At 65.9% G+C, this 20,794-nt stretch carries 18 protein-coding genes; 6 read left to right on the top strand and 12 right to left on the bottom strand.

Features of this window, described 5'->3' with window-relative positions:
• The first annotated feature begins 11 nt into the window (after nucleotides 1–11).
• Entirely contained in the window at nucleotides 12–1,214 is a 1,203-nt protein-coding gene (locus AC2D10_RS06825; RefSeq protein WP_484711277.1) for a lipopolysaccharide biosynthesis protein, read from the top strand.
• A gap of 70 nt (nucleotides 1,215–1,284) precedes the next feature.
• Here AC2D10_RS06825 and AC2D10_RS06820 read toward each other — a convergent pair whose 3' ends face one another.
• Nucleotides 1,285–2,493: an O-antigen ligase family protein gene (locus AC2D10_RS06820; protein WP_484711275.1), complete on the bottom strand. Its 1,209-nt coding sequence runs from the start codon at nucleotides 2,491–2,493 to the stop codon at nucleotides 1,285–1,287.
• Between the two features lie 347 nt (nucleotides 2,494–2,840).
• Between AC2D10_RS06820 and AC2D10_RS06815 the strand changes: the two genes are divergently transcribed.
• The gene (locus AC2D10_RS06815; protein ID WP_484711273.1) at nucleotides 2,841–4,148 is read left to right on the top strand and encodes a UDP-glucose dehydrogenase family protein; all 1,308 of its coding nucleotides are present in this window, start codon (nucleotides 2,841–2,843) and stop codon (nucleotides 4,146–4,148) included.
• 88 nt (nucleotides 4,149–4,236) lie between these two features.
• Here the strand turns inward: AC2D10_RS06815 and AC2D10_RS06810 are convergent, their stop codons facing one another.
• Together AC2D10_RS06810 and AC2D10_RS06805 are read right to left on the bottom strand one after the other, a co-directional pair.
• Nucleotides 4,237–5,856, bottom strand: a complete 1,620-nt coding sequence (locus AC2D10_RS06810; RefSeq protein ID WP_484711271.1) for a hypothetical protein — start codon at nucleotides 5,854–5,856, stop codon at nucleotides 4,237–4,239.
• 69 nt (nucleotides 5,857–5,925) lie between these two features.
• Nucleotides 5,926–7,059, bottom strand: a complete 1,134-nt coding sequence (locus AC2D10_RS06805) for a nucleotidyltransferase family protein (RefSeq protein WP_484711270.1) — start codon at nucleotides 7,057–7,059, stop codon at nucleotides 5,926–5,928.
• Between the two features lie 111 nt (nucleotides 7,060–7,170).
• Between AC2D10_RS06805 and AC2D10_RS06800 the strand changes: the two genes are divergently transcribed.
• Nucleotides 7,171–9,024 carry a DUF4012 domain-containing protein gene (locus AC2D10_RS06800; protein WP_484711269.1) on the top strand — a complete coding sequence of 618 codons (1,854 nt, stop codon included), beginning with the start codon at nucleotides 7,171–7,173 and terminating at the stop codon, nucleotides 9,022–9,024.
• Nucleotides 9,025–9,042: 18 nt separating this feature from the next.
• Here AC2D10_RS06800 and lepB read toward each other — a convergent pair whose 3' ends face one another.
• Nucleotides 9,043–9,744, bottom strand: a complete 702-nt coding sequence (lepB, locus tag AC2D10_RS06795; protein WP_484711267.1) for a signal peptidase I — start codon at nucleotides 9,742–9,744, stop codon at nucleotides 9,043–9,045.
• An 86-nt stretch (nucleotides 9,745–9,830) separates the two neighbouring features.
• Here lepB and AC2D10_RS06790 point away from each other — a divergent pair, with 86 nt between their 5' ends.
• Nucleotides 9,831–10,880, top strand: coding sequence for an acyltransferase family protein (locus AC2D10_RS06790; RefSeq protein WP_484711266.1), 1,050 nt, complete (start codon nucleotides 9,831–9,833; stop codon nucleotides 10,878–10,880).
• 69 nt (nucleotides 10,881–10,949) lie between these two features.
• On the opposite strand, the gene AC2D10_RS06785 is transcribed toward AC2D10_RS06790, so the two are convergent.
• From AC2D10_RS06785 to AC2D10_RS06770, 4 genes are all read right to left on the bottom strand, one after another.
• A complete protein-coding gene (locus AC2D10_RS06785; RefSeq protein ID WP_484711265.1) occupies nucleotides 10,950–11,456 on the bottom strand; it encodes a hypothetical protein in 507 nt (168 codons plus the stop codon).
• A 69-nt stretch (nucleotides 11,457–11,525) separates the two neighbouring features.
• Nucleotides 11,526–12,515, bottom strand: a complete 990-nt coding sequence (locus tag AC2D10_RS06780) for a MauE/DoxX family redox-associated membrane protein (protein WP_484711264.1) — start codon at nucleotides 12,513–12,515, stop codon at nucleotides 11,526–11,528.
• Nucleotides 12,516–12,614: 99 nt separating this feature from the next.
• Nucleotides 12,615–13,157: a hypothetical protein gene (locus AC2D10_RS06775; protein WP_484711263.1), complete on the bottom strand. Its 543-nt coding sequence runs from the start codon at nucleotides 13,155–13,157 to the stop codon at nucleotides 12,615–12,617.
• 193 nt (nucleotides 13,158–13,350) lie between these two features.
• A complete protein-coding gene (locus tag AC2D10_RS06770; protein WP_484711261.1) occupies nucleotides 13,351–14,247 on the bottom strand; it encodes a helix-turn-helix transcriptional regulator in 897 nt (298 codons plus the stop codon).
• A 542-nt stretch (nucleotides 14,248–14,789) separates the two neighbouring features.
• On the opposite strand from AC2D10_RS06770, the gene AC2D10_RS06765 reads away from it, so the two are divergent.
• The gene (locus AC2D10_RS06765) at nucleotides 14,790–15,881 is read left to right on the top strand and encodes a hypothetical protein (RefSeq protein WP_484711260.1); all 1,092 of its coding nucleotides are present in this window, start codon (nucleotides 14,790–14,792) and stop codon (nucleotides 15,879–15,881) included.
• Here AC2D10_RS06765 and AC2D10_RS06760 read toward each other — a convergent pair.
• The 4 genes from AC2D10_RS06760 to AC2D10_RS06745 all read right to left on the bottom strand — a co-directional run bounded on the left by AC2D10_RS06760 (nucleotide 15,872) and on the right by AC2D10_RS06745 (nucleotide 19,760).
• A complete protein-coding gene (locus tag AC2D10_RS06760) occupies nucleotides 15,872–17,467 on the bottom strand; it encodes a tyrosine-protein kinase domain-containing protein (RefSeq protein ID WP_484711259.1) in 1,596 nt (531 codons plus the stop codon). The genes AC2D10_RS06765 and AC2D10_RS06760 overlap by 10 nt on opposite strands.
• A 106-nt stretch (nucleotides 17,468–17,573) precedes the next feature.
• Nucleotides 17,574–18,320, bottom strand: coding sequence for an arsenate reductase/protein-tyrosine-phosphatase family protein (locus tag AC2D10_RS06755; RefSeq protein WP_484711258.1), 747 nt, complete (start codon nucleotides 18,318–18,320; stop codon nucleotides 17,574–17,576).
• Nucleotides 18,317–18,781, bottom strand: a complete 465-nt coding sequence (locus AC2D10_RS06750; protein WP_484711257.1) for a VanZ family protein — start codon at nucleotides 18,779–18,781, stop codon at nucleotides 18,317–18,319. The genes AC2D10_RS06755 and AC2D10_RS06750 overlap by 4 nt, the downstream gene beginning before the upstream one ends.
• Nucleotides 18,782–18,791: 10 nt before the next feature.
• A complete protein-coding gene (locus tag AC2D10_RS06745) occupies nucleotides 18,792–19,760 on the bottom strand; it encodes a Ppx/GppA phosphatase family protein (protein ID WP_484711256.1) in 969 nt (322 codons plus the stop codon).
• A 73-nt stretch (nucleotides 19,761–19,833) separates the two neighbouring features.
• On the opposite strand from AC2D10_RS06745, the gene coaA reads away from it, so the two are divergent.
• Nucleotides 19,834–20,778 carry a type I pantothenate kinase gene (gene coaA / locus AC2D10_RS06740; protein WP_484711254.1) on the top strand — a complete coding sequence of 315 codons (945 nt, stop codon included), beginning with the start codon at nucleotides 19,834–19,836 and terminating at the stop codon, nucleotides 20,776–20,778.
• Nucleotides 20,779–20,794: the final 16 nt, after the last annotated feature.

Below are 20,794 nucleotides of genomic sequence, written 5' to 3'. Positions count from 1 at the left end.
GGCGACCGCGGATGAGCCGTGAGCGCTGGCTGGTGGTCGGTGGTCAGGCGGCAGGGCAACTCGCCACCGTCGCCACGTTGCCGCTCCTGACGCGAATCCTCGAACCGGCGCCGATGGGTTTGTACCAGTCAGCGTTCGCGTTGGGTGTTATCCTGCAGCCACTCGCCTCGCTTCGACTCGAGTTCCTTCTCCCCGCAGTCCGCGGTGAGCGCGAACTTCGGCGCCTCGTCCGCTTCTCGACGTGGTCCCAGGTCATCTGCGGCACGGTTGCGGTGGCTCTGTTCGTCGTACTCGCGCTCCTCGGTGAACATGACGCGGGGCAGATCGCACTCATGGCGGGCGTCGTGATGGCGGCGTATGCATGGACCGCTGTCGACAACGCTCTGCTGGTCCGACATGGAGCGATGCATCGGCTCGCAGTCAGGAACCTCCTCGCCGGCTTGCTGACAGCGGGAGCACAGATTCTCGTTGCCCTGACGGTTCCGAACATCTTCCTCCTGGCGCTCTCTATCCTCGTCGGTCGATCGGTGGCGATCATGCTGACGCGGCGACGACGCGGCGTCACCGAAGACGACCCCGATGTCCTTGAGGACGTGCCGTGGACGCCGGGACGAGCGGTGTATTCCGTCCTTTCCGGACTGGTGTCGTCCGCCTCATTGCAGGGCCTCACCGTCTATGTGACCGTGGGCTACGGCGCGGCTTCGGCTGGCGCTGTCGGAGTCGCTCAGCGCAGCGCCAGCGCTCCGGTGGCATTCCTCAGCCAAGGGCTCTCGCAGTACTCGCAATCCAAGATCGCCGCGGTCCTCCGTTCAGGTGAAGGCGAAGCTCGCCGTGAGATTCTGCGCCAGATCCGTGGAACGCTGCCGATCGCGCTACTCGCTGCGGTTGGGCTCGCGGTTCTCGGGCCGTTGCTGTCGCCTTTCGTCTTCGGTCCGGGGTGGGGCGACGTTGGCCCGGTGATCGCGTTGCTAGCGCTTCCGATCGGGCTGCAGCTGTTGCTTTCGCCGGTGATGTCGGTATTCGTCATGCTCGGTCGCGAGCGGCTCCTCCTTGGCGTGCAGGTCGCACGTCTGACGCTCTCGCTTGCCGGAGCAGGGATCGCTCAGATCCTCACTGGCGAGGTGCTGATGAGCGTGCTCGGCTTCGCGGTCGGAACGGCATTCGGCTACGCCTTGACGCTCATCGCCGTGTGGCGGCTTATTCGCCAGCCTTAGGGGTTGGGGCGGGAATTATCAGCCCGGAGTGGCTGGCCCGCGCTGCACGCCAGGCCCCGCGGGCCTGACGTTACGCAGGAACAGCGTTTCGCAGATCTTCGGCTGCGACGCGCTCCTGCTTCTTCCTGAGCGACCGTTTGATCTTCATGGGAGCTTCCAGCACGAACCTCGTCGTGACCAGGAACCCGAGCGTGATGAGGAACCAGAACGTTCGCGCGTTGAGATCGCCCGAGAGATTGACGCTGACGAGCTCCGCGCACAACAACGCGAAGACGAGAAGCGCGACGGGATCTTTCGTCGAGCGCATGAGGAGACGAACAACCACGATCACGACCATCGCGACGGTGATGACGCCAATTAGAGTGCCCATCTCGGCGAAGATCTCCAGGAACAGGTTGTGGGGCCAGAGGTGTCGCGGATTGCCAGCGAAGGCGTTCCAGTTGCCGAACCCGACGCCGTCAGGGTTTCTCGCAATGATCTGGCGTGAAATGCCCCAGTAATACGTGCGTACCGCGTCGTCGGCGGGACCCCCGGAAAGCAGGGTCTCGAACCTGCTGCCCGAGAAGAAGGGAAGAACCTGGACAGCCCAGATGGCGCCAGCACCACCGGCGAGGATCAGTGCGATTCGCCAGACCCGCCCGTTACCCGCGAACAGTGCGAGAACAACCACGCCAGCGATGACCCCGAGAACAGGGCCTCGCGAACCGGAGGCAACCAAACCTGCCGCGAGAAGCGCGATGACGCCGAATAGCATCCATGCGGACGCGAACTTCTTCCACCACAGCCAGATGGCGATCAGAATGCCGCTCGCGAGCGCACGAGCAAGCCAGATCGGATTTGCGCCGAAGGCGTCGGCTCGGCTGCCGTCAAAGCCCAGCAATGTTGCGACGGCAAGCCCTGAGGCAGCCGTGATCCACACCACCGCGAAGGTCTGGACCGAGCGACGGTCGCGCAGGAGGCTTGCGGCCATCGCACTGACCAGTGTGATCGTCAGCCACTTCTGAAGCTTGTCCTCCCCGTATTCGGTCTCGGGTGCAATGGAGAGCGCGGTCAGTGCCAGAGCGACAAAGAATAGAGGCACCACGACGATCGGATGGAACTTGGGCATCCAACGGAAGAACTCGTAGATCACGACACCAGCAGCCATCACTGCGGCGACAACGGCAATCGGAAAGCCGGGAATTGCCGGGAAAAGGCTGCCGAGCAGGAGCGCCACGATCAGGATCGATCTCGAGATGCGCCCGAACGCGCTGAGCGGGACGATCGGGGAGAACTTCACGCGTCGAGCTTACTCGGCGGTCCGCGATATGCGCATTCGGGCCTTACTTGCCGATGCGGCATACGCCCGGGCGCACCCGGCGCGCAGAGAGGGCGGAGATCTGCGGGCGAGATGCGTGTAGCAGTAGAATATTGGCGGTGCGAGACAGCGGGAGGGCTGACCGTATCGATGAACCGAATCGCGCGTCATCGACTATTGCCCAGGGCGTGGATCGTCTCAATCGGGGTGTCGAGTCATTTCGGCTCTTCGGGAATCCGCGGCAACACGGGTGATCCTCCTTCCAACAACTTCGCATGAACCACGACGAGTGTGTGCATGCCGTCTCGATTTCAGAGAAAGAAGACTAGATGAAGATCTCGGTAATCGGGTGCGGTTATCTTGGCGCTGTGCATGCTGTCGCGATGGCGGAGCTTGGTCATGATGTCGTTGGCGTCGACGTGGACGCCGCGCGGATCGCGTCTCTGTCTGCGGGCGATGCCCCCTTCTTCGAACCTGATCTGGAGCAGCTCCTCGCGAGCGGGCTCGGCTCCGGCCGTCTGAAGTTCAGCGTGGACACCGCTGATGCGGCTGCTGCGGACGTTCATTTTCTTGCGGTGGGAACGCCACAGAAGCAGGGCGCTCATGCTGCAGATGTGACCTACGTCGATGCAGCATTCGCGACCGTGGTTTCGGTTGCCAAGCCCGGCGCACTGATCGTGGGAAAGAGTACGGTTCCCGTGGGAACAGCTGAACGTTTGGCTGCCACCCTCTCGGACGACGCTCTCTCGCTTGCATGGAATCCGGAGTTCCTCCGAGAGGGATTCGCGATTAAGGACACTCTTCAGCCTGACCGCCTTGTCTACGGCGTGGCAGCCGGCGAGCGGGGCCAGCGGGACGCGGCGCTGCTCGATGATGTGTATCGAACCGCCATCAACGCGGATACACCGCGGATCATCACCGACTATGCGACATCGGAACTTGTGAAGGTTTCGGCCAATGCCTTCCTCGCGACCAAGATCAGCTTCATCAACGCCATCAGTGAGATTGCAGAGGTGTCCGGTGCTGACGTCACAGCGCTTGCTGACGCGATCGGACATGACGTCCGGATCGGGCGACGCTTCCTGAATGCCGGGGTTGGATTCGGTGGAGGGTGCTTGCCGAAGGACATCCGGGCGTTCGCAGCGCGGGCCGAGGAATTGGGGCGCGGCAGCTCGCTTGCATTCCTCAATGAAGTTGACGCGATCAATCTTCGCCAGCGTCAGCGCGTGGTGGATATGGCGGTCGATGCCCTCGACGGCTCAGTCAACCAGAGGCGCATCGCGATCCTCGGCGTATCTTTCAAGCCGAACTCGGACGACGTTCGCGACTCACCGGCACTCGATGTCGCAGTCCAGCTGAAGGGCCTGGGTGCCGACGTCGTTGCCACGGACCCCGAGGGTATCGACAACGCGCGACGCAGGCATCCGCAGCTCTCCTTCGAGCCGTCCCTTCGGGAGGCACTCCGCGGCGCTGAGCTGGTGGTTCTCGTCACGGAGTGGCAGGAGTATCGCGACCTCGATCCGGCCGATGCGGCCACAATCGTTGCTCGACCGCACATTATTGATGGCCGCAATGCGCTTGACCCGAAAAGCTGGCGAGCTGACGGTTGGGTTTACCGGGGGATGGGGCGCCCCTGAGGAATGGTCCCGGCGCGACGTCGCGCTGAAGGAGGCGTGGGACCTTCCTCGAATGGAGAGAGAAAACGAACTGTCTGATCCGCAGCCGTTACAACTCGACCCATGCATCGCCGTCGAAGGCCAGCTTGACTCCTACCCTCGCGCCGGGCGCGGAAGGGAGGGCAGGGGGTTTGGTCTTCCAACCCACAACGGATGGAAAGGTGAGCTTCGCGCCTCCCGCGGTGCCTTGCCTGAGTATGACGGTGAGCTCCGCTCCGATGACGCCACTCAGGACATTGGTCCATGCGCAGGAGTTATCTATGGTGACGACGTGGAAGTTTGCGCCCGCGTAGGAGACGGTGAAGTCGACTTCAGTCGCGTAGGTGACGGCTTTTTGCCCGATGTGCACGCCGTCGATCTTGTTCGACGGTGAGTATGTGCCTTCTCGGTGACCGTAGAGTCGTTCTCCAAGATGGTGGTCGACCAGGGTGTTGCTGGTGGACCCGGACAGGTCGATCCAGCCGGGCAATGAGGCATTTGCCTCTGCCCCGAGGAGTTCGACCGTGGTTCCGCCGACTCCGGGCATGAGTAGCACGTTCTGCCCGTTGTACCCCTTCACTCCCGTGACCGCATTTCCGGACTGGTGCATGACAATTCCGGTGTCGAGGTCTGTGTCGCTCGTTCCCTTGCCCGGGATGACGCCACGCACCAGGTTGCCACCGAAATCGACGGCGGGTGCGCTGAAGCGCATGTGGCTGGTTCTGGTCGCACCGGGAAGTTTGTGGGCATCGAAGAACTGGATATCAGTGAAGACGTACTTGTTCGCCTGGACTGCGAAGATCGTGCCATTCGCTGGCACGTGGATCCATTCCACCCAGAAACCGTCGATGAGGCTCGATTGCGCGGAGTAGGTGGAATTGGATGTGAAGACGACCGCCCCAGACACGCCGCAGTCGTTTGTCGGAGTTATCGAGCGGATACCGCAGCCCCGCACTCGGACGCCGTTCATCTCGTTGAAGGTCCAGTAGGGGACGTCATTGACCTGAGCGTCGACGGGCGTCGACACGATGATTCGCTCAAAGTCGCAGAGGTAGACGGCGTCGCCGGCCTGCGCGACACCTTCGATCCCGGGTCCTCCCGTGTTCCTGACGGCGATGTCGGCGAAGAGCGTGGAACTGAGCCGGTCAAACCTGATGCCACTGTTGCGCTTGCGCGCGTCTGAGCGGCCAGACCCCACGACGTTGAAACCACCGTGGGTCGACTTCCCAAGAAAGCTCTCCGGTCGCACCCATCCGGTGAAGTCGAGAACCGGGCCCTCTTGCGATGACGCGAGAAACGTCGTGCCTCCCAGTTCTGCAAGGCTCCCCGTCGCGCCACTTCCCTGGACCTGAACTGAGTAGCCGGCGAGACTGATTCCTCGGCCCACGTCGTAAGGCTCCCCGCCAGGGAAGAACGCGACCGTCCCCGCACCCAACGCCTCGGCGCGGTCGAGAGTTTCGATCACGTCGCGCCGCGTACGTCCGGCGGCAGAAACGCGTCCTATCGTGCCCTCGATTGCGGCACGAGTGAGAGACGTGGACGACTCGACGAGGTCCGCCATATCCGCGTCTCGAAGAGACACATCTGCAGCCTTAGCCGGACTGCCCGCGGCGATGACGGGAAGGGAGAACGCGGCCCCTATCAGGCCTCGGCGCGATACGCTCTGCTCACTCATTCTCTGCTCACTCATCGCCGCCACCATATCGGAGAGCCGTAGCAAGACGAGTTCTGCCCGGTTGATGGCTGAGCTGCAATCGCATCAGCGAATCGACCGTTTTCGAATTTGCTGAAGACCAACGGCGAGGCGGCGGAGACGAAGCGACGAGGTTGTCTTGCGGTGGTCGCGCGCGGATAGTGGGCCGCTTTGAAGGCTTTCTGCCGAGGGCCACATCACGCGAAAGAGAACGCGCGGGCGCTCCCGAGCCGGAACGATCCGGATCGCTTCCCAGTACACGCGTAACGGAGTGCGCTGGAGGCGCCATCTCCAATCGAGCGGAACAGGTTTGGCGGAGTAGTCGAGATCGTGTCCGGGGAATGCCTCAGCCAAGGGGCCGGACAGGGCGTATTCCGCCCCGAAATCTTCGGCCCTGCGCAGAGCGGATTCGCCGACGATGCGGAGCGTCGCAGCTGCTGCGACGATGCTCGAGCGGCTGGCGACGGACCCGCGGAGGGGCCGCACCTCGTTCAACGCGCTGATGACTGCGTGCAAGTCGGTGGGTGGCGTGCGCGCGCGGTGCCCGGCAAACTCTCGAGGCTCAGCTCTGGCGTAAGCCATCTCGAATGCTTCCGTGGGCGTGACCGTCATCCCCGGGAACCACGAATGGACGTCCACCGCGCATCCCCATTCGCTCGCGCGAAGAGTGAGGGAGTGCAGCACCCTGGTACCCGTGAACGCAGAGTAGGCGGGAGTCCATCCCCAAGCCGTCATGGCCGCCGCGAATCTCTTCTCAGCACCGGGCTCGACCCAGCAGTCGACGTCCCCGGAGTGGATGCGCTCCCGAAGTCCCTGCGCATGCAGCGTCGGCCCTTTGATGAAGAAGAGCCGTACGCTGATCTGCTCGGCGACGTGCGCGAGCAGAGCATAGACGAGCTCGTGCAAAGGCGATGTGAGCCACGGTTCAGAAAGGTTGTGAATACGCGCGGGATGACGTTCGTCTTGCGAGGCGATTCCCATCTGCGCCATATCGTTTACGATGTCGCGTTCGATGTCTGTCAGTTCAGAGTCCGGAAGCGGACCGGCAACCAGCCGCTGCCAGAGATCTGCCCCCGCGCCATGAAGCATGAGGGGGTCGCCGGGCTCCGTCGGCGTGACGATCAGGTCGTACTTCCCCGCTGCGAGGTCGTGCGATCGGACGTCGAGTGCGCCGAAGCAAATTGCAACCCAGGAAGACACAAGCGTCATTCTGTCAGATGCGCTGAGAACCTATCCGTCCGCCGACGGATGACACAGGTACGGCGGGAACACGCATTATCTCTTCAGCTAGTTGCGCTTGAATGGGTGACGATGTCCACTTCGCCTCAGACCCGCGCCAGTTTGCGCTCCCGCGCCGATCGACCCGAACCCCCGCGACGTCGTCGTGGTCGGGTCGCGTGGGTCATCGTCGGTGTGCTTTTCCTTCTTCTTGTCGCGATCGCCGTGATCGGCGGACTCGCGGCGATGAAGGCTCTTGCTGTGCGAGATTCCTTGACGCCCGCGGTGCCGATCGCCAGCGGACTTCCGTCAAAGGTCGTCGCGGGCGATACTGCCGGAGCCGCTGCGGATGCCGCGGCTCTCAAAGAACTTTCGGCGGAGGCTGTCGCAGAGACGAAGGGCCTCGACTGGCGCATCGCCGAGTGGATCCCGGCTGTCGGACAGAATCTGGCGGCGGTGCGGGTTGCTGCCGAGAGCGTGGACGAGGTCGCCGACTTCGCCGTCGAAGCGCTGCCGAACCTCGATTTGTCCGCCTTCCGCCCCGTCAATGGCGCTGTCGACCTGTCAGCGGTGCACCGTCTCGAAGAGATCGTGTCCGGCGGCGCCGCTACCTTTGCGGACATCAATGCCCGTATCGACGCGACAGATCCCACCTTCCTGGTGCCACAAGTTTCGGATGCGCTCGAAACTCTCGACGAAGCAGTCAACGGCGTCGATGAGACTCTCGGCACGCTCGCGCCCATCCTCGAGGTTCTGCCCGTCGCACTTGGCGAAGGTACGCCGCGCACCTATCTCCTGATGTTCCAGGGCAACTCAGAACTGCGCGCCTCTGGCGGCAACCCGGCAGCTCTCGCCCTCGTGACTGCCACGGACGGACGAATCGAACTCACGACGCAAGCGACAAGTGTGCAGTTTGCGAACGCACGGCCTGAAAGCATCGCACCACTCGACGCTGAGACCACGAACATCTACTCCGACATCATCGGTCGGTGGATACCGAACATGACGGCGACTCCGGACTTCCCCACGACTGTCGGCATCATGCGCGCGTGGTGGGCTGATGAGGGACTGCCGCCGTTCGACGACGTGATCTCAACGGATCCCGTCGCACTCAGCTATCTCCTGAACGCGACTGGGCCGATCCCGCTCGCGACGGGAGAGACCTTGACGAGTGAGAATGCCGTCTCCATGCTTCTCAACGAGGTGTACTTCAACTACGGCGAGTACACGCCCGGCGAGGTAGTGGATGCGTCAGCCCAGGACCTGTTCTTCGCATCCGCGGCAGCGCAGATCTTTGGCACTCTCACGACCGGCGTGAGCGATCCCATGGCATTCCTGAACGGTCTCAAACAGGCTTCAGACGAAAGCCGAATGAAGATCTGGTCGTCGAACGAGAAGATCACGTCGATGATCGCGGACACAAAGCTCGCGGGCACTCTGCCGGCGAGCAACGACGCGAACACGATCGCGGGCGTTTACTTCAACGACACCACCGGCGCGAAGACCGACTACTACGCCGACGCGAACGTTGTGTCGACTACGGATCAGTGCACGGCAGCGGGCCCGCCGACGTTCCAGCAGACGATCACCTTCGCCAACAACATCACTCGCGAGCAGGCCGATGATCTCCCTTATTTCATCACCGGACCCCACTACAAGGCAGGGGATATCGCCACGGATGTGGTTGTCTATACCCCCGTCGGTGGAACGATCGAATCGTGGACCGTCGATGGTGCAACTGCTTCTGTGGTGTCCCAGGGCACGCACCTCGGGCGATCGGTCATCCGGCTGAGCGTCTACACTCCACCGCAGTCAGCCGCCATCATCAACGTCGTCATGAAGGGCGCCGAGGGAACGGTGGGTACCGACTATGGGGCATATGACGTCTGGACGACTCCGATGGTTCGTGCGACGCCCGTGACCATCGACGCTCCCGGCTGCGGCTGAGCATCCGGTGGGCGGTTCTTACGGAACCGCCCACCGCCCCACGGGCCACAGGATGAGCCCGACCTTGCCCACGACATCGTCGCGCTTCATCCAGCGCCAGCATCCCTCGTCAGCGGTCGCCATGCCGCGGCACATCACAGCAGAGTCGGATGAGTTGCCGCGGTTGTCGCCGAGCACGAGGTACGAGTCTTCGGGGACGGTCACGGTCGGGAAACACCGCATCGACGCCGGCGTTGATGAGCAGTCCGACTCGCCGGAAGTGAACACCGGATCATTGAAGACGTACGGCTCATCGAGCGGCTCCCCATCGACCACAACGCCGCCGTCAGCGCTGCAGCACTCCACGGTCTGCCCCGGGCCCGCGATCACGCGTTTGACGAGCGTGTGGGCCCCTGAGGGTCCGAAGCCGGTGGCTTCGCCGAGCCAGCGGGCGAAAGCCTTCAGGGGGTTGGCGTCGGCGGTGGCGTGCGCACCCCAGGTCTCGTCCGCATCGAACACGACGATGTCGCCGGTCGCGGGCTCCGATCCGACGTATGCGAGCCGATTCACCAGTAGCCGGTCGCCGGGCTCGAGCGTTGCCTGCATCGATTCGCTGGGCACGGCATAGGGCTTCGCGACGAGCGACAGCACCAGACCGACGACCACGAATGCCAGTACGAGCTGGAACCACACGCTGCCGGTGACGCGTTGCCAGAGCGGACGTGGGGCGGCTTCGCTCATCGACATGACTCCAGATACGGTGTGAAACACTCGTGAACTGCCAGAATACCGTGAGGCGCTGGGGCGACGACGGAGGAGAACCGCACGTGACGACGACCACACGAGCCGCTGTACGCCGGTCCACGCCTCAACGTCTGCTTGTTCCCGACGTGCTGCGCGGGATTGCCATCATCGCGATGCTGGTGGCTCACGCGGCGCCCTTCGTACCGAACGTGCCCTGGCTCGTGCAGTTTCCGACCTCGCAACTTAATGCGCTGGCATCGCCGCTCTTCGCGCTCGTCATGGGTATCTCGGCGCAACTCGTCTGGGACCGCAGCAAGCGTGTCGGCACCACCCTTCTTCAGCAGGCCGTGCGTGCTGTCATCCTCGTTGTGCTCGGCGTGTGGATGGCGACCTGGGGTTCGTGGGTTGCGGTCATCCTGGCCTACCTCGGGGTGCTTCTTCTCGTGGGGGTGCCCCTGCTGATGCTGCGGACACGCACAGTTCTCGTGGTCGCTGCGGTTGTCCTTCTCATCAGTCAGCCCGTCGTTGCAGCGGCACGTGCTTCGGTGTGGTTGATGACTCAGCCGCCGGCCGTTCGCGAGCTTGCAGCGTGGTTTGTCACCGGTCCCTCATATCGACTCATCAACCTTCTGCCGTTCTTCCTGGTCGGGGCCGTTCTTCTGCGGCACGGATTTCGACGCGACGCGCTTCTCTGGATCCTCGCGGCAGTGGCTGCTGGTGCTTATGCGGTCTCCTGGGTCGGCGAACGTCTCGTCGCCCAGACGGCATCCGGCGACTACCTCGACACCCTCCACGACGTCGGCCTCGTCTTCGCCGTCTACGTGCTCGTGGTCCTTGCCGTAACAGCCCGGCGCGACGGCATCCGACGCTTCTGGGAGGCCGTGTTCGTGCCGATTCGCGCCTGCGGGCAGCTCGCGCTCAGCCTCTACCTGCTGCACGTCGCGGTGATCGCCTGGTGGAACCTTGAGCACGGCAGGCCCGTCGAGAACAGCTATCTCGGCTGGGCACTGATCGTGCCGGGCATGATCCTGATCGGCTGGCTGTGGTGGCGGTTCATCGGCACCGGTCCGGTCGAATGGTTGATGGGTCTCGCGACCGGTCGACGCAAGAAGTGGCGCACGCCGAAGAACTGACCACCCATGCAAGAGAAGAAGGCCCGTGCATGCAGCACGGGCCTTCTTCGTTAAGTGGATCTCTGGCGGTCAGTTCGCCGAGCAGAGGATCAGCGTCGAGCTGACGTTGCCCGCGGTCTTCGCGCCGGTGCCGCTGAGGCCGGTCGGGAGGGTGGCGACGGCGTTCAGCCCGAACGCGACCGTGATCGACAGCGTGGTGCGGAGCGAGATCGTCGCCCCGGCCGGAAGCGCCGAAGTCAGAGTGATCTGACGGCTCGTGTTCGACAGCACCGCGACGTCAGCCGTGCCACCGCTGACGCTGAAGACGCCGATGTTCGCGACACCGGAGCCCGTGATCGTGACGGTGGTGCCGATCGGCAGCGGGGTGGTCGGGCCGGCCTGCAGTGTGAAGCCCGGGCCGAGGACTCCGAGCGTGCCGCAGCTGCCTCGAAGCGCGAACGCGCCCACGTCGACGATGCCTGATGCCGCAGCGAACGGCGTTGCGACGGCAGCGGCGATCACGGGAACAGACCAGGCTGCGCCCTTCACGACGGCGCGGCGCGACAGGCCCTTGTTCTTCTGGGTCTCTTCGATCATGTGCGTTCTCCTTGGGGTGCGAATGCGGATATACCGCGGTGGGGGACGAAAGTGCGGAGTCTCGTGGGATCACGCGGTGGGGGCGTCAGCGAGCGCCACGATGCTGTTGATCAGCTGCGCCGTCTCGTCGCTGCCCAGGGCGAGCGGGCCGGCCTGCGTGCCGTCGGCGCCGATGAGTGCTGCCACCGGGCGCGCGATGCCGACTCCGAGCGCACTGGCGAGGGATCCACCCACGTCGAGCGCGAACTGTGCGGTCTCGGGCAGCACGTGATCGGAGCCCGTGGTGACCGTGCCGTGCACGACCCGCTGCACGACGTACACGTCTGTCCATGCGGCGACCTCGGTCTGCACGTCACGCAGCCGGGTCAGGGCGCTCACGCAGGCGTGGCATCCGGGTGACACGAACAGCAGCAGGCGCGCGCGAGTGCCGGGAGCGAGCACATCGACGATCTCTCCTCGGGCGGGCAGCACGACGGCACCGTCGCCCCGGGCGATGGGATCGGCGCCGGATGCATCGGACGATGCCCGAGCGGTCGCCCAGGTGGCGAGAGCGATGAGCACCACGGCGACCATTGCGCCGAACTCGGTGAGCGCGGCCGAACTGCTCGCGAGCGAGTGCGGCACCCCGAGCGGCACACCCATCAGCCCCTGGTAAACGAACGCCGACAGGAAGACCGCCGCTGCGATCACGACGAGAACGACATTGCGTGCGATGAGTCGCGGCCCGATCGCGGCGGGCAGCCAGTCGCCGAAGCATCCGCAATCATCCGTGGCACCCAGGCGATGCGCGCGCACCACGGCGATCAACAGACCCACCGTGAGCACCAAGGCCGCAGCGCTGGCCACGACGAACGGCCAGCCGACCGTCGAGACGAGTGCGATAGCCACGGCACCCTCGGTGATGATCAGGCCGAGAGCGGCGGTGTCGGGGTGTGCCACTCGGATCTTCAGGGCGTCGAAGCCTGCACGGCCATGGTCAGAGGTGCGCAGTTTGCCGATCGCGCTCACGCCGAAGATCACCGCGAGGAACAGCGTCAGCGGCACATAGAACGACGTCATCGCATCCCTTCAGGAGCGGAGCAGAAAGTAAGGGGGAACGCGCCGAGCGCGAAGAAGGGGAGCGCACCGTGATGCGCTCCCCTTCTTGACGACCGTGGCTCAGAGGAGCGTGACGCCGATCGCCGACGAGGTGACGTTGTTGGCCGCGTTGGCGTCGCCCACGAGCGTGGCGACCATCTGCGGGGTTCCGCCACCGAGCAAACCGGTGAGGACGTTGAGGTCCAGCAGGGAGTCGAGCACGGTGCCGAGCTGGATCACCAGAGATCCGTTGGCCGGGATCGACGGCAGCGTGACGGTGAAGTTGCCCTCGCTGCCGATGACCGAGACGCCCGTGCCCGTGATGTTGAGCGAGAGGAGCGAGGCGGGGTACACGATGTTGACCGTGTTGCCGGCCGTGGACGGCGCGGCGGTGAGGTTGTTGACCGTCAGCGTGCTGGGCGTGTTGATGGACGCGACGGGAAGTCCCAGCGCGGACAGCCCCAGCGTGATCGGGCCCGACAGCGTCGGGACAAGGTCAGCGCCGGCGACGGATGCGGCTGCGAGCGGCGTTGCGACAGCGGCAGCGATGACGGGAACCGACCATGCGGCACCCTTCACGACGGTGCGGCGCGAGAAGCCCTTGCTCTGGTTTTCTTCGGTCATTCGAGTGTCTCCCTCTAGATGCAGATGCGGAATTACCGCGGTGTCGTGAAGAGGCGACACGTTGTCTGCATCCCCCAGGAGCCTCGTTCGAGAGCAAAGCTATGGGCGCGCTGGGAGGGAATTCAGGCGAATGGAAGAAGTCCGCGCACTGTGCGCTGATCCTGCGCGCGTTGTGCGTTCGAGGGTGGAAAGGTCAGCTCTGACGCCCGATGCGGAGTGCGCGCGGAGTCGTCTGGTAAGCCTCATCGAGGGCGCGACGCAGGCTCATGGGGGAGTGGAACCCCGCCCGCTGCGAGATCTGTTCGATGCTCAGCACGTCGTAGCGGCTGTCGACGAGCAGCGAATGCGCGAGCCGTGCGCGCTGACGCCGGATCTCGCCGGCGACGGTGATGCCGCCCTCCGAGAACACCAGCTGCAGTTGACGCAGCGACGACTGCACCTCACGCGCCACGCGTTCCGGATTCAGCGACGGGTCGCCGCACTGCTGGGCGATCACGGCGATGGCGCGGTCGCGCAACACCTCGTGCGGAGACCCCTGTCCCGTGACGGCGCCCATGCGGTCGAGCAGCAGGGCGCCGCTCATCTCCATCACGAGCTGTTCGATGGCGTACTGCTCGATCGCTGACGCCCGGCCTTCGGCCTCGAGCAGATTCGTGACGAACAGCTGCATCGACGTGTCGAGCAGGCGGCGCTCGGGGTAGACCGTGGCGTCAGAGGGGAGCGAGGGCACGAAGGACGCGATGGCGTTGCGCGGAACGAATGCGGCGACGAGTCGCCACGATCCAGACCACCGCAGTCGGCGCGTGATGCCGTTCGGCGCGATCACGAGGCCGCCCTCGGTCTCGATCCACGGCTCGCCGTCGACCTTCGACCACAGCGCCTCGGCCTCGACGAAAGCGAAGACGGAGTGGTCCGGGTAGGCCCGTGCCGTGTCGACCGCGAGCTCGGTCGAGGTGCCACCGATCGCCAGCATGCGGATGGCCCCGGATGCCCGTTCGCGAGAACGCAGCGGGGTTCGATCACCCACGCGCATGATGCCGTGCTGCGACAGATCGCGGTCGTCCACGAGTCGTGCTTTGGTGTGCTTCATGATTCCCTCCTCCCCGGGAAATCAGCGCGCTACAAAACATCGCATCGATTCCGAGGCCCCCCTGGAAGGACGATGCGTGCTGCGCTTTTCGAAAGGCTACCGCTACGTCGGCGCGCATTGTGCTGTTAGCCGTGTGTATATCGGTTGTAGAAGGTCGGCGTCTTGCGCCCCACGGAAACGCTGATAGATTGCCGCGGCACCGGCGTGCGCGTGCCTGCGCGTGGCCGTCCCGGCGGGTGACTGATGCCATCACTGAACGGCCATTCAATATCGCACCCTGTCCTGGACTTTTCGCGCGATCACGGCGATTCGCGGCGAAGTCGAGGGGCCTGTGATCGAGGTGCGGTCGAAGCGCCCGGCGCTCGCAGCGCGCCTCGCCAACCCGGCCGTGTGTCCCAATAAATCCACGAAAAAGAAAATTTCATATAGTGAACTGTTTGCGCGTTCTGTACTCATGCATTGCGCGAAACGACCGCCGGGCGAAATGACCGACGAACACAGCGCGCATTCGACCATGCGGCGATGCTGGCTAGGCTGACGTCATGCCTGATCGTTTTCTCGTGAGCGCGGTCGGCGCCGTGATCGACATCGATGTCTCCCGCCGCGACCCCGCGTTCCAGGCACGAGCGCTCGCCGCGTGGGCCGACGCCCTCTATGCCGGTGACCGCCCGGCCGATGCTGTCGCCGCCGTGCGCCCAGAGCTGGGGGACGACGCCGCCCTTGCGATGCTCTCGACCGATGTGACGCTGCGCGCGCTCGAAGTGCGGCAGGGCGATGACCTGTGGATGCTGCATGCCGCCGGCCTCGCCGACGAGAACGGCAGCGTGGTGGTGCTGAGCGCTCCCTCCGGCACGGGCAAGACGACCGCCGCCCGCCATCTCTCCCGCCGCTACGCGTACATCAGCGACGAGACCATCGCGATCGATGCGCGCGGCGCGGCGATCCCGTACCGGAAGCCCCTGTCGGTGATCGAGCGCGACGTCACGCACAAGGTGCAGGTCGCGCTGTCGAGCCTCGACGGCGGGCGCTCGGTGCCCGAGGGGCTGCGCGTGGTCAAGATCGTGGTGCTGCATCGCGACCCCGACGGCCCCGAGACGCCCGAACTCGAACAGCTCGACCCGGTCACCGCCCTTGAGCTGCTCGCCCCGCAGAGCAGCTACCTGGGTTCTGCCCGCGCTCCGCTGCACCTGATCGATGCGCTGCTGCGGGCAACCGGCGGTGCGGTTCGGCTGCACTACCGCGAGGTCTCGACGATCGACGACACGATCGCCGCGCTGCTGCGCACCGACCGCACGCCGGTCGATACGGTGGCGCCGCCCCGCGACCACACCGCGGCTCGCTCAGAGGCGCCGGAGGGAACGTTCGTGCGCGCCGAGGTCGTCGACGAGCTCGACCTCGGCGACGGCCGCCTCGCGCTGCTGAGCGGAGCAGACGACGGCGCCATGCTGCGCGTGCTCGACGGCATCGGCCCGGCCATCTGGCACGCGGCCCACGGCAGCACCGTCGACGAGATCGTGGCGGCCGTGATCGCGCACCACGGCACGCCGGATGATGCAGACGCCACGCAGGTCGTCGACGCGGCCGTGCAGCAGCTGGTCGCCGACGGAGTGCTGGTCGCCCCGACTCAGTCCTGAGAACCCCGGCGCCGCACGCCCGGCTCGGCTTCGACCTTGTCGTCGGCCTTGCGGCTCGATCGGTTCTCGGTCTTGCGACTCGACGGCGCCTTCGGCGTTGCTTTCGATGACGCTTTCGACGATGCTTTCGCGGACGTGCCTGCGGAAGCACCGGCGGCGGCCGGCTGCCCGTCAGCGCCTTCCTCCTCGGCATCGCGGCCGTAGCGCTCGTATGCGCCGTAGTACTCGCGGCCGTAGTACGCCGACTCGGCGCCCTTGCGGGGCACCTTGTTGAGCACGACGCCGAGCACACGGCCCTTGGTGCGCTGAATGCTCTTCACTGCCCGCTGCAGCATGTCGAACGTGGTCTTGCCCGACGACACCACGATGATCACGCCGTCGGCGGTCGCGGCCAGCACCGCGGCATCCGTCACCGGCAGTACCGGCGGGGAGTCGAGGATGACGATCGCGTTCTTGCTGATCTCGGCGAGGAAGTCCTGCATGCGGTGCGAGCCGAGCAGCTCACTCGGGTTCGGCGGAATGCGTCCGGCACCGAGCACGGCCAGAGGCACGTCCTTGTTGGGTCGATGCGCGACATCCTGCAGCTCCGCGCGGCCGGCCAAGATATCGGTCAGACCGACGTCACGGGAGATGCCGAAGATGTCGGCGACCACCGGGCGACGCAGGTCGCAGTCGATCAGGATCGCCCACTGGCCCGCGGCGGCGAGGCTCGAGGCGAGGTTCACCGCGACGGTGGACTTTCCGTCACCGGGCACGGAGCTGGTGACGACGATCACGCGCGGCGGGTTGTCGACGTCGATGAACTGCAGGTTCGTGCGCAGCTCGCGCATCGACTCGATCGTGTGGTGCGAGACGCCGTGTTGCGTGTCGAGCGAGAAGTCGATGACCTGACGCTCACCGTCCATCGTCTTCTCCAGCGGCAGCGTGCCGATGACCGAGACGCCCGTCTCGCGCTCGATGTCGCGCGGGTGACGGATGCGGCGGTCGACCGTGTGCCGCACGAACGCGTACACGAGGCCGAGGGCGAGACCCGCGAGCGCGCCGATGATGAGGTTCAGGCGCGTGTTGGGGGAGGAAGGCGAGGTGGGGAGGCGCGCGGAGTCGCCGACCACCAGGGTGACGGCGGCCGGAGTGGTCTCGGTGCCGCCCTCGAGCTTCTCGATCTCGATCGCCATGCCGCGCATCCACGCCTCGGCGAGCTCTTGCGCGTTCTCGGGAGTCGGGCCGGTGGCGGTGACCTTCAGCGCGGTGGTGTCGGTCGGGTTGGTGACTGTGACGCGCGGCACGAGCGATTCGGGGGTGGCATCGAGCCCGAGATCGTCGATCGCGTGCTCGGCGACAGCCCGCCATGAGCCGAGGTTCAGGTACGACTTCACGCGGCTCTGCGCGAGCTGGTTGCCCACCAGTGCGCTGCCCGAGGTGCCGTCGCTTCCGCCGGCCGCGCTGACGATACCCGTCGTGTCAGCGGCATAGACGCGAGGCTGCACGGCACTCCAGCCGAACGCGGCCCCGGCGCCGAGGATCGTCGCCACCAGGATCACGATCCAGTGCGCGCGCAGAATTCGGAAGTAGTCGCTCAGTTCCACCTGTGATTTCCCCTCACATATCCCGAGGATTCACGCACGGGAAGGCATTGAGAACGAGCATACGGGGCAGGACCCTCGCGTGAACACGAGTGAAGCCGGTGCGTCGTCAGGCGAGAGCCGCGCGCACGACCCGCTCGACCTGGTCGATCGCGGGGATCAGCTGCGCCGCCGAGGTCTCGTACGTGGTCTGCGAGCGGCGGTACGGGTCGATCACGTCGTCGTCCTCAGCCGCGGCGAGCGTGAGCCCGCGCTGGTCTCCGAGCAGGCGCAGCGCCGCGCCCAGACGCACCCGCGGATCGGTGCCCGCGGCATCGGCGGCCGCGCGCACGTCGTCATCGGTGACCGTTGCGGCCAGACGCGCGAACTCGCGGGCCGTGAACGTCTGCCGCAGCCTGCTCGGCATCATCTGCACCACGTGCGAGCGGTGCTCGCGCGCCATCGTCAGCACCAGGTCGGACTCGGTCAGCAGAGGCTCCACCAGGTAGCGGGCGGCGTGGCCGGCCGCGGCATCCGGCGACGCACCCGAGCGCACGGCCAGTTCCTGCGCCTGCTCGGTCATGCTGTGGCCGACCAGCGCATACGTGCCGGCGCTGTGCACGCGCACCCCGAGCGGCTCGAGCCGGGCCCGCAGCAGCACCTCCGCCATGGGCGAGCGGCAGATGTTGCCCGTGCATACGGTGAGGATCGTCGGAGGCGTGCTCCTGGCTGCCGAAGGAAGAGTGTCGCCCAGCAGATCGGCGAGCGGAGGCACCGCGCCCGGGTCGGGCGGAGGCGTGAGAGAGGCACCGTGGCGCTCCCGCCATTCGCGGCGGCTGACGCCAGGCGGGGGTCCGTCGTCGAAGGGGAAGCTCATGCCTCCACCGTAGAGGCTCGGAAGCGCCGATGAGTGGGTGAGAGTCGCAGCACCAGACGCGCCACCACGCAGCCGATGATCGTTCCCAGAGTGTTCGCGATCACGTCAGACAACGTGGGGTAGCGACTCGGCAGCAGGGTCTGCACGAGCTCGATCGTGGCGCTCGCCGCATACCCGACGAGAATCACCAGCCACGGACTCCGGCGCGGCCAGGCAGCGGCGGCCAGCAGACCGAACGGCACGAAGAGGGCGATGTTCGCGAGGAACTCGAACAGGGTGTAACTGGTCGACAGCGCGACGTCGAAGTTCACCGACACCCAGCGCGCCAGCCGGAACGCCAGCCCCGTCACACGACCGGCGATGGATGCCGGCAGCCACACGATCGCGGCGAGACCGATCGCGTACGGCACCAGCAGCACGCGGGCGATCACGGCAAGCGTCGGGATGCGGGTCGCGGGCATGTGGGAGAGCCTAGGGGGCGAGGCTGGACGCGGGATCGGTGCGTTCCCCGCTCCAGTTCAGCTGCTCGATGTAACGCAGCAGCACGCCTTCACGCAGCGCCCACGGCGAGACCTCGAGCTCGTCGATCTTCAGCAGCGTCATCGCCGTGTGCAGCGAGACCGCGGCCGCGACGATCTGGAACGTGCGATCGGGCGTGATGCCGGGCAGCTCCTGCCGCGCCGAGGCGGGCAGGCGCGCGAGCCGCGGAATCCAGGATCCGAGCGAGGCGCGGGGCAGCAGCATCCGCTCGCTTCCCGACCAGCCCGGCGCGGGGTAGCCGACCAGGCGGGCCAACGACCGGATCGCCTTCGACGACCCCACGACGTGATCGGGGCGGGGGAGTGCGGCGAACTGCGGCAGCACGGTCTTGAGCGTCTGCGTGGCATGGGCGCGCAGCCGCTCGACGTCGTCTTCGCCGGGAGGATCGTTCGGCAGGTACTGCACCGTCATACGTCCGGCTCCCAGTGGGACGGATGCCGCGGCATCTGGAAGCTCTTCACCACCGGCCGCGATCTCGAGCGATCCGCCGCCGATGTCGAGCAGCAGGAGCTGCCCGGCCGACCAGCCGAACCAGCGGCGCACCGCGAGGAACGTCAGCTCGGCCTCGGTCTCGCCGTCGAGCACCTGCAGCGGCTGCCCGAGGGCGGCCTCGATGCGGGCGATCACGTCGGCGCCGTTGCGGGCATCGCGCACCGCACTCGTTGCGGTGGCGAGCAGGGCATCGACCCGCTCGGTCTCGGCCACGCGTCGCGCCTGCGCCACGGCGGCCTCGAGCGCCTGCACCCCTTCTTCGGCGATCGCGCCGTCGGGCGTGAGGTAGCGCATGAGCCGCAGCACCGTGCGGTCGCTCGTCTTCGCCAGAGGCCGACCACCGGGGCGAACATCGGCGGCGAGCATATGGACGGTGTTCGATCCGATGTCGAGGACTCCCAGGCGCACGGGTCGACACTACCCGCCGGGAGTGACCTCGCCGCCCGGCGTCGTGGCGCCTGCGCGCGGATACGATGGACGCGTGACCACCGCCGACCCCACACTGCCGCTGTCTCCGTACCGGGAGATCGGGCGCGCGGAGTGGTCTCGGCTCGCCGCCGATCTCGACCAGCCACTGAGCGAGACCGAGGTCGTCGAGGTCCGCGGCATCGGTGATCGCCTGAGCATGACCGAGGTGCGCGAGGTGTATCTGCCGCTGAGCCGGCTGCTCAGCCTCTACGCCACCTCGACCAAGCGGCTCGGTGCGGCGACCAGCGCCTTTCTTCAGGAGGAGGACACCACGACGCCGTTCGTGGTCGGCGTCGCGGGTTCGGTCGCGGTGGGCAAGTCGACGATCGCCCGCCTGCTGCGCGAGCTCATGAGCCGCTGGCCGGGCACGCCCCGCGTCGAGCTGGTCACGACCGACGGCTTCCTGCACTCCAATGCCGAGCTCGAGCGACGCGGCCTGATGGATCGCAAGGGCTTCCCCGAGTCGTACGACCGCCGTGCGCTGATCGACTTCCTCACCGAGGTCAAGAGCGGCGCGCCCGAGGTGCGCGCTCCCTTCTATTCGCACATGCGCTACGACATCGTGCCCGACGCGCACATCGTGGTGCGGCGACCTGACGTCGTGATCGTCGAGGGGCTGAACGTGCTGCAGCCGCCCGCCGCGCCCAACGACGTCGCCGTGAGCGACCTGTTCGACTTCTCGATCTTCGTCGACGCCGACTCCGCGCACATCGAGAAGTGGTACGTCGACCGCTTCCTCGCGCTGCGCCAGGGCGCCTTCAGCAACCCGTCGTCGTACTTCAACGTGTTCGCGCACCTCACCGACGACGAGGCGGTCACGACGGCGCTCGGCTATTGGAACGAGATCAACATGCCGAACCTCGTCGAGAACGTGATGCCCACCAAGCACCGCGCGCGGCTCGTGCTGCGCAAGGGTGCCGATCACAACGTCGAGACGGTGCTGCTCCGCAAGCTCTGAGCAGCTGCATCCCGGG

The organism is Microbacterium sp. PI-SA-G, from assembly GCF_057215335.1.
The sequence above is the reverse complement of the archived record's forward strand: the minus strand, read 5'-3'. Positions and strand labels throughout refer to the sequence as shown.

What these genes read in the sequence shown, in the direction of transcription:
- AC2D10_RS06750 (WP_484711257.1), bottom strand. Translation starts at nt 18,781, where the DNA reads ATGCCCGCGACCCGCATCCCGACGCTTGCCGTGATCGCCCGCGTGCTG.
- AC2D10_RS06810 (WP_484711271.1), bottom strand. Translation starts at nt 5,856, where the DNA reads ATGAGTGAGCAGAGAATGAGTGAGCAGAGCGTATCGCGCCGAGGCCTG.
- AC2D10_RS06755 (WP_484711258.1), bottom strand. Translation starts at nt 18,320, where the DNA reads ATGAGCTTCCCCTTCGACGACGGACCCCCGCCTGGCGTCAGCCGCCGC.
- AC2D10_RS06775 (WP_484711263.1), bottom strand. Translation starts at nt 13,157, where the DNA reads ATGACCGAAGAAAACCAGAGCAAGGGCTTCTCGCGCCGCACCGTCGTG.
- AC2D10_RS06770 (WP_484711261.1), bottom strand. Translation starts at nt 14,247, where the DNA reads ATGAAGCACACCAAAGCACGACTCGTGGACGACCGCGATCTGTCGCAG.
- AC2D10_RS06780 (WP_484711264.1), bottom strand. Translation starts at nt 12,515, where the DNA reads ATGACGTCGTTCTATGTGCCGCTGACGCTGTTCCTCGCGGTGATCTTC.
- AC2D10_RS06785 (WP_484711265.1), bottom strand. Translation starts at nt 11,456, where the DNA reads ATGATCGAAGAGACCCAGAAGAACAAGGGCCTGTCGCGCCGCGCCGTC.
- lepB (WP_484711267.1), bottom strand. Translation starts at nt 9,744, where the DNA reads ATGAGCGAAGCCGCCCCACGTCCGCTCTGGCAACGCGTCACCGGCAGC.
- AC2D10_RS06825 (WP_484711277.1), top strand. Translation starts at nt 12, where the DNA reads ATGAGCCGTGAGCGCTGGCTGGTGGTCGGTGGTCAGGCGGCAGGGCAA.
- AC2D10_RS06815 (WP_484711273.1), top strand. Translation starts at nt 2,841, where the DNA reads ATGAAGATCTCGGTAATCGGGTGCGGTTATCTTGGCGCTGTGCATGCT.
- AC2D10_RS06800 (WP_484711269.1), top strand. Translation starts at nt 7,171, where the DNA reads ATGTCCACTTCGCCTCAGACCCGCGCCAGTTTGCGCTCCCGCGCCGAT.
- AC2D10_RS06765 (WP_484711260.1), top strand. Translation starts at nt 14,790, where the DNA reads ATGCCTGATCGTTTTCTCGTGAGCGCGGTCGGCGCCGTGATCGACATC.